This is a genomic window from Falsihalocynthiibacter sp. SS001 (assembly GCF_042445055.1).
GTDB lineage: Bacteria > Pseudomonadota > Alphaproteobacteria > Rhodobacterales > Rhodobacteraceae > Falsihalocynthiibacter.
The window spans coordinates 2,832,828-2,844,922 of sequence record NZ_CP170339.1; the positions used below are offsets into that span (position 1 = coordinate 2,832,828).

At 55.2% G+C, this 12,095-nt stretch carries 13 protein-coding genes; 7 read left to right on the forward strand and 6 right to left on the reverse strand.

Annotation, left to right across the window (positions count from 1 at the left end):
- Window positions 1-76 precede the first annotated feature (76 nt).
- The 3 genes from ACFE33_RS13540 to ACFE33_RS13550 are packed head-to-tail and all read left to right on the forward strand — an operon-like array spanning window position 77 to window position 2,078.
- The gene (locus ACFE33_RS13540) at window positions 77-544 is read left to right on the forward strand and encodes a transcriptional repressor (RefSeq protein WP_380054392.1); all 468 of its coding nucleotides are present in this window, start codon (window positions 77-79) and stop codon (window positions 542-544) included.
- Window positions 545-1,294: an ATP-binding cassette domain-containing protein gene (locus ACFE33_RS13545; protein ID WP_380054395.1), complete on the forward strand. Its 750-nt coding sequence runs from the start codon at window positions 545-547 to the stop codon at window positions 1,292-1,294.
- Window positions 1,284-2,078, forward strand: coding sequence for a metal ABC transporter permease (locus ACFE33_RS13550; protein WP_380054398.1), 795 nt, complete (start codon window positions 1,284-1,286; stop codon window positions 2,076-2,078). Before ACFE33_RS13545 ends, ACFE33_RS13550 begins: the two co-directional genes overlap by 11 nt.
- A 1-nt stretch (window position 2,079) precedes the next feature.
- On the opposite strand, the gene rpe is transcribed toward ACFE33_RS13550, so the two are convergent.
- Entirely contained in the window at window positions 2,080-2,763 is a 684-nt protein-coding gene (rpe, locus tag ACFE33_RS13555; protein ID WP_380054401.1) for a ribulose-phosphate 3-epimerase, read from the reverse strand.
- A 184-nt stretch (window positions 2,764-2,947) separates the two neighbouring features.
- Here rpe and deoC point away from each other — a divergent pair, with 184 nt between their 5' ends.
- Both deoC and ACFE33_RS13565 read left to right on the forward strand, forming a co-directional pair.
- Window positions 2,948-3,958 (forward strand): deoxyribose-phosphate aldolase, encoded by a 1,011-nt coding sequence (gene deoC, locus ACFE33_RS13560; RefSeq protein ID WP_380054403.1) that lies wholly within the window; start codon window positions 2,948-2,950, stop codon window positions 3,956-3,958.
- Between the two features lie 4 nt (window positions 3,959-3,962).
- The gene (locus ACFE33_RS13565) at window positions 3,963-6,323 is read left to right on the forward strand and encodes an aldehyde dehydrogenase family protein (protein WP_380054406.1); all 2,361 of its coding nucleotides are present in this window, start codon (window positions 3,963-3,965) and stop codon (window positions 6,321-6,323) included.
- Window positions 6,324-6,328: 5 nt separating this feature from the next.
- Here ACFE33_RS13565 and ACFE33_RS13570 read toward each other — a convergent pair whose 3' ends face one another.
- The 3 genes from ACFE33_RS13570 to ACFE33_RS13580 are packed head-to-tail and all read right to left on the reverse strand — an operon-like array spanning window position 6,329 to window position 8,108.
- Window positions 6,329-7,006, reverse strand: coding sequence for a DUF1523 family protein (locus ACFE33_RS13570; RefSeq protein ID WP_380054408.1), 678 nt, complete (start codon window positions 7,004-7,006; stop codon window positions 6,329-6,331).
- A 7-nt stretch (window positions 7,007-7,013) separates the two neighbouring features.
- Entirely contained in the window at window positions 7,014-7,283 is a 270-nt protein-coding gene (locus ACFE33_RS13575) for a hypothetical protein (protein WP_380054411.1), read from the reverse strand.
- An 18-nt stretch (window positions 7,284-7,301) separates the two neighbouring features.
- On the reverse strand, window positions 7,302-8,108 hold the full coding sequence (locus ACFE33_RS13580; RefSeq protein WP_380054414.1) for an alpha/beta hydrolase: 807 nt from the start codon (window positions 8,106-8,108) through the stop codon (window positions 7,302-7,304).
- A 126-nt stretch (window positions 8,109-8,234) separates the two neighbouring features.
- On the opposite strand from ACFE33_RS13580, the gene ACFE33_RS13585 reads away from it, so the two are divergent.
- Both ACFE33_RS13585 and ACFE33_RS13590 read left to right on the forward strand, forming a co-directional pair.
- Complete coding sequence (locus ACFE33_RS13585) at window positions 8,235-8,774, forward strand: RNA polymerase sigma factor (protein ID WP_380058723.1); 540 nt, start codon at window positions 8,235-8,237, stop codon at window positions 8,772-8,774.
- The gene (locus tag ACFE33_RS13590) at window positions 8,771-10,636 is read left to right on the forward strand and encodes a von Willebrand factor type A domain-containing protein (RefSeq protein ID WP_380054417.1); all 1,866 of its coding nucleotides are present in this window, start codon (window positions 8,771-8,773) and stop codon (window positions 10,634-10,636) included. Before ACFE33_RS13585 ends, ACFE33_RS13590 begins: the two co-directional genes overlap by 4 nt.
- Before the next feature lie 39 nt (window positions 10,637-10,675).
- Here ACFE33_RS13590 and ACFE33_RS13595 read toward each other — a convergent pair whose 3' ends face one another.
- Both ACFE33_RS13595 and ACFE33_RS13600 read right to left on the reverse strand, forming a co-directional pair.
- On the reverse strand, window positions 10,676-11,143 hold the full coding sequence (locus ACFE33_RS13595) for an Hsp20 family protein (protein WP_380054420.1): 468 nt from the start codon (window positions 11,141-11,143) through the stop codon (window positions 10,676-10,678).
- 140 nt (window positions 11,144-11,283) lie between these two features.
- Entirely contained in the window at window positions 11,284-12,090 is an 807-nt protein-coding gene (locus tag ACFE33_RS13600; protein ID WP_380054422.1) for a trypsin-like serine peptidase, read from the reverse strand.
- Window positions 12,091-12,095 lie beyond the last annotated feature (5 nt).

The following is a 12,095-nucleotide window of genomic DNA, read 5'->3' on the forward strand; positions in this document are numbered from 1 at the left end:
CCTCTGGGGCTTGAATTCGCGCTGGACATAGATGTAATAGTATAACATTACAAGAGAATAATCACGAGCGAGTCAAATGCCCCCAACCGCCTTTGAGCCACATGACCACTCCAGTTGCATCGCAACCGGCATCGCAACAGTGGAAACCCACTGCGCCGAAAACAAGCTGCAACTCACCCCTGTGCGCCGCCGTGTAATGGAGATATTGCTCACCGAGCATCGTGCCCTTGGCGCCTACGAGATATTGGACTGCTTGCGCAGTGAAGGGCTGGGATCACAGCCCCCCGTGGCCTACCGTGCGCTCGATTTCTTGGTAACAAACGGGTTTGCGCACAAGATTGAGCGCCTGAACGCTTTTGCCGCCTGCATGCACCCCGGCGAGAGCCATGCCCCCGCGTTTCTGATCTGCAAGAGTTGCGATAATGTCGTCGAAACGACCTGCGCTCCGGTACTCGCCGCTGCCGCCGCAGGCGCAGACTTCAAGATCGAACGCACCGTAATTGAGGCACTTGGCCTCTGCCCCAATTGCAAAACGGACCATTAGATGAACCTAATCTCAACCCGAGGCCTCACGATCACCAAGGGTCGCAAGACCATTCTGGAGTCTGTGGATTTTCACATCGACAAGGGCGAAATCGTAACACTTGTCGGTCCTAATGGATCGGGTAAATCCACGCTCGTACGCGCGCTCATCGGTGCAGTTTCCGGCAACGGAAGTATCCAACGGGCAAAAGGCCTCAAGATTGGCTATGTGCCGCAGAAGCTTCAGATCGACCCGACGCTTCCGCTCTCGGTTGAGCGCTTCCTCGCGCTGCCACACCGTCACCCGAGCGACGTGATCAATGACGCGCTCGAAAAGGCGGGGGCGGGCCATATCGCAAAACACGCCATGGCCGACATCTCTGGCGGACAAACGCAACGCGTTCTCTTGGCGCGCGCACTGCTAAACAAACCTGATTTGCTTATTCTGGATGAGGCCACCCAAGGCCTCGATCAACCTGGGGCAGCGGCGTTTTACCATCAGATCGCGGATGTCCGCGACCGTTTGGGTTGTGCGGTATTGATGGTGAGTCATGATCTGCACGTGGTTATGGCCGCGTCGGATCGAGTGATTTGCCTGAACGGGCACGTCTGTTGCCACGGCACTCCTGCGATTGTTGCCTCTGCACCTGAATACCGCGCCCTCTTTGGTACTGGTACTGAAGGCGCGCTCGCTCTCTATCAACACAAGCACTCGCATCGACACGACGAATTTTGCGATCATGAGAGTGAGGAGAACGCTCATGCTGGATGATTTCATGGTACGCGCAGTCCTCGCGGGGCTCGGCCTCGTGATGGCGGCGGCGCCACTTGGCTGTTTTGTTGTCTGGAGACGCATGGCCTACATGGGCGACGCAACCGCACATGCGTCCATATTGGGCGTCGCAATTGCGCTCGGCTTCTCGCTTCCGATATTCTCAAGCGTGTTGTTTGTGGCGCTCGTTATGGCGATCCTTGTTTCGACCCTCAGTGACCGTAATTTCTCAACAGACTCGCTCTTAGGGGTCATGGCGCATTCTGGCCTCGCGTTCGGGCTTGTTGCCGTGTCATTCATCGAGGGCGTGCGAATTGACCTTATGGCCTATCTTTTTGGGGAAATTTTGGCCGTCACGCCACGCGATCTTTTGTTCGTTTGGGGTGGCGCGGCGATTGTGGTGGCGCTGGTGACTTGGCGATGGTCCAAGTTTCTAACCTCCACGCTCAGCCCCGATTTGGCATATGCAAGCGACATCGACCCACGGCGCGAACAACTCCTGCTCACCGTCGCTTTGGCCTTGGTCGTTGCAGTTGCGATCAAGGTGGTCGGCGTACTCTTGGTGACTGCGATGCTGATAATGCCCGCCGCTGCGGCGCGCCCTTTTGCGCGTACTCCTGAAATGATGGCCGTTGTGGCCACCATTATCGGCGCGGTGTCTGTGGTGGGCGGACTTTGGGGAGCGCTACTCTACAACACCCCCGCAGGACCGAGCATCGTGTGCATGGCGGCGATCATCTTCACCTTCACGTCGCTTTTTCGAATCCCGTTACGGGCGCGCTAACCTAACCGCGCGCGGCGCTGCGAATTGCGCGAATGTTGTCGCCATATGGCGCAGGATTCGCGACACTTCCGCCGCCAAACACCGCAGAGCCCGCAACCAGCACATCGGCACCCGCTTCAGTAACTAGCGGTGCCGTTTCGGGCGTAACGCCGCCGTCGATTTCAATATGAATGGGGCGGTCACCAACCATCGCGCGCAGTTTCCGAACCTTGTCGATCTGGCCGTGAATGAACTTCTGCCCACCGAAACCTGGGTTCACTGTCATCACACAAATCAGGTCAATCATGTCCAGCAGATACTCAATGCTCTCGGCCGGAGTTCCGGGATTAAGCGCAATCCCCGCTTTGGCCCCAGTGTTGCGAATGGCTTGGAGTGTGCGGTGAATATGCGGTCCAGCCTCATAGTGAGCGGTAATAATATCTGCACCCGATTTCGCAAACGCATCAATGTATTGATCCACAGGTGAAATCATCAGATGCACGTCCATAACGCCCTTGATATGGGGACGGATCGCTTTGCATGTCTCTGGACCAAAGGTGATATTCGGCACAAAATGGCCATCCATCACATCAACATGGATCCAGTCCGCCCCCTGCTCTTGGACGGCGACGATCTCGGCGCCAAAGTTGGCAAAATCGGCGGCAAGGATAGAAGGCGCAATTTTGATATTACGGTCAAAACTCATGTGATACTCCGTGGGCTAGGCGGGCGTGAAAATACTCTCTCGCTCCTTCCCTAACGTGCTTTGTAGCGTATGGAAACACCACAGCGTAGCGTAACTCTTGCCTAATCCCTGACCAAATGGTCAAACTTGCAATAACCTCAGAACCATGAGACCCTTTTGCCCAGATAATTTCGGAGCGAATTCAATGGAAAAAAATGCCCCCCACGCGGTTACGACCGCGACGGATGACGCTGCACAGTTGCCGCAAATCCACGAACTTCGCAATCCAGGGATGGAACTTGATCTGGATTGGGTCGCCTCTGTTCAGGCGAACACATCCGCGATTGAGCGCCGCGCTGCCACGATTTCGGGGCGTCGATCCGTCAAGAAAGACTATCAGGCGGCATGGACCCTTAAAGCGATTACGCTCATTGATTTAACGACACTGTCGGGCGACGACACTTGGGGGCGCGTGAAGCGGCTTTGTGCCAAGGCCGCGAACCCTGTCCGGCCCGATATCCTTGAGGCGCTGAACATGCCCCCGATCACAACGGGCGCGGTATGTGTGTATCACGATATGGTCGAAACCGCTGTGAAGGCGCTCGAGGGCACAAACATTCCGGTTGCTGCGGTTTCAACGGGCTTCCCTGCGGGGCTTTCTCCGCTTCACCTGCGCCTTCAGGAAATTCGCGAGAGCGTCGAGGCGGGTGCAAAGGAAATTGATATCGTGATCTCTCGCCGCCACGCCCTCACCGGCAACTGGCGCGCCATATATGACGAGATGCGCCTTATGCGCGAAGCCTGTGGTGATGCCCATGTTAAGGCGATCTTGGCCACTGGCGAATTAGGCACATTGCGCAATGTCGCCAAAGCGAGCCTCGTTTGTATGATGGCCGGCGCCGATTTCATCAAGACATCCACCGGCAAAGAACCCGTCAATGCGACGCTGCCTGTCACGCTTGTAATGATCCGCGCCATCCGCGCCTATCATGCGCGCACAGGCGTACGCGTCGGATACAAACCTGCGGGCGGAATTTCCAAAGCCAAGGACGCCTTGACGTATCTCGCGCTTATCAAGGACGAATTGGGCGACCGTTGGCTAGAGCCTGACCTCCTCCGTTTTGGCGCCAGTTCACTTTTGGGCGACCTCGAACGCCAGCTAGAACACCATGTCACCGGCCGCTATTCCGCCGCCCACCGTCACGCGATTGGATAAGATCATGACAGTAAAAGAGATATTCACAACAATGGAATATGGCCCAGCCCCCGAAAGCGCATCCGAAGCCCTCAAATGGCTAGCCGACCATAACGAGTCGTTCGGGCATTTCATCAATGGTTCGTTCACAAAGCCAGCCAAGGGTTTTACAACAACCAATCCCGCCACCGGAAACAAACTTGCGTCAATCAGCCAAGGCACGGACGCCGACGTGAATGCCGCTGTCAAAGCTGCGCGCAGTGCACAAGGCCCTTGGGCGAAACTCTCGGGTCACCAGCGTGCAAAGTACCTCTATGCGATCGCGCGCCTCGTTCAAAAACATTCGCGCCTTTTTGCTGTTCTCGAAACGCTCGACAATGGCAAACCGATCCGCGAGAGCCGTGACATCGACATCCCGCTCGTCGCTCGTCATTTCTATTATCACGCGGGAATGGCACAACTTATGGAGGCCGAGCTTCCTGATGCCGAAGCGATTGGCGTTTGCGGCCAAGTTATCCCGTGGAATTTCCCGCTTCTTATGCTCGCATGGAAAATCGCACCTGCGATTGCGATGGGCAATACGGTTGTCCTTAAACCCGCAGAATACACGTCCCTCACCGCACTACTATTCGCGGAGATCTGCGTTGAAGCTGGCCTTCCGAAAGGCGTCGTAAACATCGTAACGGGCGACGGTGAAACAGGCCACGCAATCGTCACGCATACGGATATCGACAAAGTTGCCTTTACTGGCTCCACCGAAGTCGGTCGTAAGATCCGCGAAGCAACCGCAGGTCAGGCCAAATCCCTGACCCTCGAGTTGGGCGGCAAATCCCCCTATATCGTATTCGAAGACGCCGATATCGACAGCGCAATCGAAGGGCTTGTTGATGCGATCTGGTTCAACCAAGGACAGGTTTGCTGCGCAGGTTCGCGCCTCTTGGTTCAAGAAGGCATCGCAGAGGACTTTTATGCGCGCCTTCGTCAACGGATGGCAGGACTTCGTATTGGCGATCCACTTGATAAATGCATCGACGTGGGCGCAATCGTAGACCCTGTGCAACTGGAGCAAATCAAGAAGCTTGTATCGGAGCATGGTAGCGACGGCGAAGTTTATCACGCCCCATGCAACATGCCTGCGAATGGCTGTTTCTATCCGCCGACATTAATTACGGGGCTTCATACGGCTTCGACTTTGATGCAGGAGGAAATCTTTGGACCAGTCCTGTGCGCCACCACATTCCGCACCCCATCCGAAGCTGTTCAAGTAGCGAACAACACACGATACGGACTCGCCGCGACGCTATGGACTGAAAACGTCAACCTCGCACTTGATATCGCGCCGAAATTGGTTGCGGGCGTTGTCTGGGTAAACGCAACGAACCTATTTGACGCGGCCGCAGGATTTGGCGGAGTTCGCGAAAGCGGCATGGGCCGTGAAGGCGGATGGGAGGGTCTGGCGGCCTATACCAAACCAAAATCCAAAGCCAAAGCCCTCTCCCCCGTTGCTCCGATCGCAACCCCAGCAAGCGCCAAGGTTGATGGTCTTGATCGCACAGCCAAATTCTATGTTGGCGGCAAGCAAGCCCGCCCTGACAGCGGATACTCCAAAGCGGTATACGCCCACAACGGCGCCCTGCTTGGGCATGTCGGCATCGGCAATCGCAAGGACATCCGCAACGCGGTTGAGGCCGCCCACAAGGCGTCTGGCTGGGCCAAGACCACGGGACACTTGCGTGCTCAAATCCTTTACTACATTGCGGAAAACCTCTCGGCCCGCGCAGATGAGTTCGCGAAATCGCTGGACTTGATGCAGCCCAAATCCACCAAGCATTCGGGCAAGGCAGAAGTCGAAGCCGCGATCAGCCGCCTCTTTACCTATGGCGCATGGGCAGACAAATTCGATGGACAGGCGCACGGTGTTCCTATTCGCGGAGTTGCTCTGGCAATGAAGGAACCCGTGGGCGTCATCGGCGCGCTCTGCCCTGACGAAGCGCCGCTCCTTGGGCTAATCTCTGTGATGGGACCCGCAATCGCGATGGGGAACACCTGTGTTCTGACTGCGAGCGAGGCCTTCCCGCTTGCCGCGACCGATTTCTATCAGGTTCTTGAAACCTCGGATGTTCCTGGGGGTGTCGTGAACATCATCACGGGATCACATGAGGAGCTAGGCCTGACGCTTGCGGACCACATGGACGTTGACGCGGTCTGGAACTTCTCGTCCAGCGATATTTCCTCTGTGCTGGAACGCCATTCAGCGGGCAACCTAAAGCGTACCTGGCTTAACCAAGGAACGGCCCGAGATTGGTTTGGTAAAGATGGAGAGGGCAAGGAATTCCTTCACCACGCCACCGAAGTCAAAAACATCTGGATACCATACGGCGAATAGTGTCGCTAACTGCGTGGCTTGCCCCCAAGCGAGGCGAGCCACGCCTTAAATTGTGCCCAAGCACCCTTAGCTTGCCCTTTGACCGCGCCCGCACGCTGATCTGCGGCGTCGAGCGCCTCTGTTGCGTCATCAAATAACGGATCAAGTTTGCGCTCGCGGAACTGCACCCAAACACGCCAAATCCAAATACTAAATCCGACAAGCAGAACAAGTATGACGATATTCACCCAAGGAATAAGCCGCACGTCCGGCCCTTCGACGACCTTGAATTTCACAACATTCGGATAAATCGACAGAAACTCGCTGCGCCAGCCATAGTGCGTAACCGCTACCCAGATCGGAGCATCACGCGTTGAAATCAAATCCGCTGCTTCCGCCTGAAGGTTCGAGCTATTGATCTTGAAATAGGGCGGCCAGCCGAATAGCCCAGTATCCTCGTTGCGATAGACCCTAACGCGGCCGTTCTCTTTGGAGGTATTCACCAATCGCAAATCGCGATTTTCAGACTGACCGTGCCCGCTATCCGGCTCGGCATAGAAGAAACGGTTCGCGCCCGAGAAATCGGTCCGGATGATCTCGGTTCCTGTAATACGAACGATATCACGCTGCGGTAAATTGTAGTGCAGCACGGCAAATATCGTGAGCGCCAAGAGTGCCCAAAAAGTGTATTTTACATAGCGCATGGCGACCTCAGTAATAATTGTTCAAGTAAAGAATGAGAACGTACAGCGTCAGCGGCACAATATAAACCACTACCAGTGCTTTGCGCCAAAATGACTGACGATATTCCTGCATTCCCTTTTCGACATAGGCGTCTCGCTCGCCCTTTTGAACTTCGGTACCAAACTCGTTCTCAAGCGCTTCGCGACGCCGCGAGGCCATAAACCACCTCAGGACAAAATAGATCACCGTCAATACAACGAAAGCGAAAAAGAGCATCCTGATCAGGTATATAAACATCGTTCCGTCGCCTTTTGGTTAATCTCGGGGTTCTCCCAAGAGTGCGTTCATCAACGGGCTTTGCGCATCCCGCAACCCGTCAATGATATCGAAGTGGTGCAGGTTCTTCTCAATATGGACTGTGGTATCAGGCCACGCTTCGCCCAGCCATTTGGCCTGCTCCACAAACACTGGCCGCTCATCCGCGCCTACCCATACCTTTACGGGTACATCAAGCGCTTTGGGGTGCAGCATCGGGCTCTCCGATATGGCCTCTGCTTCGTCAAGGCACAGTTTCTCATTCATTTCCGTTTGCATCAACGGCCGCAAATCCGAAAGCGGAGAAATCGGGACAACGGTTTGAATGCGCGATGCAACGGCGTCGGACAATCCATCTGGCCCCAACATTCGCGCAACAAGATGCCCGCCCGCGGAATGTCCCGCCAGGACGATTGGCCCCAACACCTTCTCGGCGGCCAGTTCAATCGCGGCGCGCACGCTTTTTGTGATATCGGAAATATGGACCTCTGGCGCCAAAGGATAACTTGGCATCGCCACGGCCCATCCGCGCTCTGTTCCGCCTGCTGCGAAATGCGACCAGAAGAATTTATCAAACCGAAGCCAATAGCCGCCATGCACGAAAACGATCAGCCCTTCAGGACGTCCCGCTGGTAAAAAAAGATCGAACGCTTCGCGTGGATTTTCACCGTATGGGATATTGACCCGCAAGCGCCCCGCTGCGTTTTCCATTTCGCGCCAATTGCGCGCATCTTCTTGCCAGCGCTCGATAAATTCATCCGCGTTCGGGATATATTTTGCGTTGGCGTAAGCGTCGTCCAAGTCCATAATTTTCCTGCCTCATTTGTCTTTATCAGATTAGCCCGCAACGAACGCTTTGCAAGGGAAGGAAATTTATTTTCACTCCGCTCCAAGGATTGACGTTTGGCGCGCGTCCTATTCATTGTGATGCGAATGGAAACGAATGACGAAACTTTGGCGCTGGCGGCTGCTGGCGGGGATGCCACGGCATTTGGCGTGTTGGTACGGCGGCATTATGACCGCCTGTTCGGGCTTTGTTATCGGCTTTTGGGTACCCGCACCGAGGCCGAAGACCTGACACAGGACATATGCGCCGCGCTTCCTTCGAAACTTGCCCAATTCCGTGGCGAGTCCAAATTCACCACATGGCTCTATCGCGTCGCGGTGAATGCCGCACATGATCGGCGGCGCAAACAATCGACACACGCCAAGGCTGCGACAGGTTGGGGCGGATGGGAAATTGGACGCCAAGCGGACAATCAGGAAGAGCGCGAGAAGCAACAATGGCTCTCAGAGGCGCTCAACGCCCTTTCGCCTGAATTGCGCGACACGGTGGCGCTTATTCTTGGTCAGGAACAGACCCACGCCCAGGCTGGCGAAATCCTCGGTGTTTCCGAGGGCACAATTGCATGGCGAATGTCCGAGGTAAAAAAGCACCTGCGCGCCTATCATCAAAAGGAGGGCTACCCATGAGCGACGATCTCGATGCCCTAAAGGCCTTCTTGGCCGATACTCCCGCGCCAGACGAGGCGAAAAAACGGGCGCACATCGCCCTCGCGGAGAAAAATTTCGAACATTTCCAAGGATCGCAATCCGAGGCGCGTCTTACTTCTGAAAGCTCCCCAAAAACGGTGGGCTGGATTTCAGGAGTACGACATATGCTTAATGTTATGACATCCCGCGCGGGGCTCGCGCTGACCACTTCTATCGCGGCCGTGGGCGTTGGAATTTTCTTTTTTGCACCAAACGAGCTTCCGCAACCTCTTGAGCGGGCAAAAACCGCTGCGCCCGATACTTTGGCTATTGAGACACAAGAAATGGCAAGCGACGCGCCGGTTGCTGAGCTACTTGTCGGAAGTGCGGCACTGCGCTCGCATCCTGCGCCCGCTCCGATGGGCATCCAGATCGTGGATGACTTCGCGCCATTCCCGCTTGAGGCAAGCTCTGAAGAGTTCGCAAACGAAGCCCCCGGCGCACTTAAGACCACCCAAGATGATCCTGTTTCGACATTCTCAATTGATGTGGACACGGCATCTTATTCTATCGTGCGCTCTTCGCTGACGAATGGAACATTACCCCCCAAAGACGCGGTGCGCATTGAGGAAATGATTAACTATTTCCCATATGACTATGAGGCACCAACGGGTGATGCGCCGTTTTCGCAAAACGTGACGGTGATGAACACACCTTGGAACACCGATACACAACTGGTGCATATTGGTATTCAAGGCGCGCTTCCCGTCACAGAGGATCGCCCGCCGCTCAATCTTGTTTTCCTGATCGACACATCAGGGTCAATGCAGGACATCAACAAGCTCCCGCTTTTGAAGCAGAGTTTTCGCCTGATGCTCGGCCAACTTCGCCCCGATGATCAGATTGCGATCGTGACTTATGCTGGTTCCGCTGGCCAAGTGCTCGAACCGACGCCAGCAAGCGAAAGCAGCAAGATCCTCGCAGCTTTGGATCAACTCGAAGCGGGCGGAAGCACCGCCGGTCAGGCAGGACTTCAACAGGCATATGATGTTGCGCAATCCATGCAGGAGGACGGAGAAGTCACACGCGTGCTCTTGGCAACTGATGGCGATTTCAACGTCGGTATCCATGACCCAGAAGCGCTGAAGTCATATATCGAGAGCAAACGCGACCAAGGCAGCTATCTCTCGGTGCTCGGGTTCGGACGCGGCAATCTGGACGATGCTACGATGCAGGCACTCGCACAGAACGGGAACGGTCAAGCCGCCTATATCGACACGCTGGCCGAGGCACAGAAAGTGCTGGTGGATCAACTCACTGGTGCGCTTTTTCCAATAGCGGATGACGTGAAAATCCAAGTAGAATTCAACCCCGCCGAGGTCGCGGAATATCGTCTAATCGGCTATGAGACACGCGCACTTAATCGCGAGGATTTCAACAATGACAAAGTGGATGCCGGTGAAATCGGCGCGGGCCATAACGTAACCGCGATTTATGAGATCACTCCCGTTGGGTCCCCTGCGATCAAGAATGATGAACTTCGGTACAGTGCAACGACCGTCGCACCATCACAGAGCGACGAGCTTGGCTTTCTAAAATTACGCTACAAACGCCCAGGCGAGAGCACTAGCGAACTAATTACTCAACCGATCACCGAAGGGATGGGAACTTCGAATTTAGACACCGAATTCGCAACCGCGATTGCAGGATTTGGCCAACTATTGCGGGACGACACGTATCTTGTGGATTGGGGTTGGGACGATGCAATCGCACTTGCTCAAAGCGCCAAAGGAGATGATCCATTCGGCTATCGCGCAGAAGCCGTAACATTGATGCGGCTGGCGAAATCGCTGAGCGAGTAACAAAAAAACGGCGCGTCCTGAGACGCGCCGTTTCGGCCTTTAGTTAACTTTTTGCGCTTCAATGCGCTTGTTTGCAGCGTAATCACCGCTCACAATTTCAATCTGGCGGGGCTTAAGCGCCTCAGGAACTTCGCGCTTAAGATCGATCGAAAGCATACCGTTTTCATGAGCGGCCCCAAGCACACGCACGTGATCGGCGAGCTGGAAGCGGCGCTCAAACGCGCGGGTTGCTATACCGCGATGCAGGTATGTCGCTTCGGTATCTTCTGGGGCTTTCTTCGCGGCAACGATCAACTCGTTTTCACGAAGCTCAACTGACAGTTCGTCTTCTGAAAAGCCCGCTACAGCAACAGAAATACGCCACGCGTCGGCGTCTGTTTTCTCGATGTTATATGGTGGGTAGCTTGGGCGCGCCTGATCGGTTGTCAGAACGCGATCCATGAGATCGGCAACCTGATCAAAACCAACGGTCGCACGATAAAGGGGTGCAAGGTCAAAACTTCGCATGGTCATTCTCCTATGAGCAACAACATATTTTCCACTGAACTTCCCTCTGGGACAGCTCGAGTCTCAAGGCCCATTATTGGCGCCCTGATAGGATTAATTTGGGTGGTGAAAATGTTGCTTTCAAGAGGCGCCCGCTAATTTTATGGACGCAAAAACTTGGCCCCAGACCGAACCACCCCAGATTCTTGCCCCGCACGCCGCACGGTAGGAGCGCCACGCTCGAACACGGTTGGCTCGGCTTCCATTTCTGCGAGCAATTCATCAATTTGCGTTTCAAGCGCAGAACCCAGCGCGACCTGCTGACCGCGCGCTTCCGCCTTGGCAGAGATCACCGAAACGATTTGTGGGGTCCCGTTGCGGGTGGTGAAAACCGGCGCTCCTGATGATCCGAAATCAATGTCGCAAGAGAACATCAACATCCGCCCCTGCCGCGCCAAAACGCTACATTCTTCCTGTAGGCTCGGGCTCCCCGCGCGATCATGAGCATAAGATACAACGCCAACCGTCGCACCCTTGCGTGGTCGAACATCCGTCTCGAATGGGGCGATACTCTTATTGTTGATCGGTTGCGACAACCGCAGGAGCGCAACATCATTCTTGACCTTCAATGCCGCATCCGAGGTATCAAAAACATACTCAGGATGCGCCACCGCGTGTGCGACCCAACGATAGGCCGACGCCCGACCATTGCGCCACCCTGCGAGAAATTCGATCTGGGTGGGATCGACCCGTTCCTTGGTCGTTTTGTCAAAGAGGCAATGCGCCGCCGTAAGTACCAGATCAGGCGCTATTAACGCCCCGGTGCACATGGACTTTTGGTTAATATTTAACCGCCCGACGGCCTCCCAGCCGCGGCTATCATTACCTGTGTGCAGCATGCGCAACTCATCTGCGAATGCCTGCGCAACACTAATTACTACGAACAAACCAACTAATAAACCGCGCATAATCT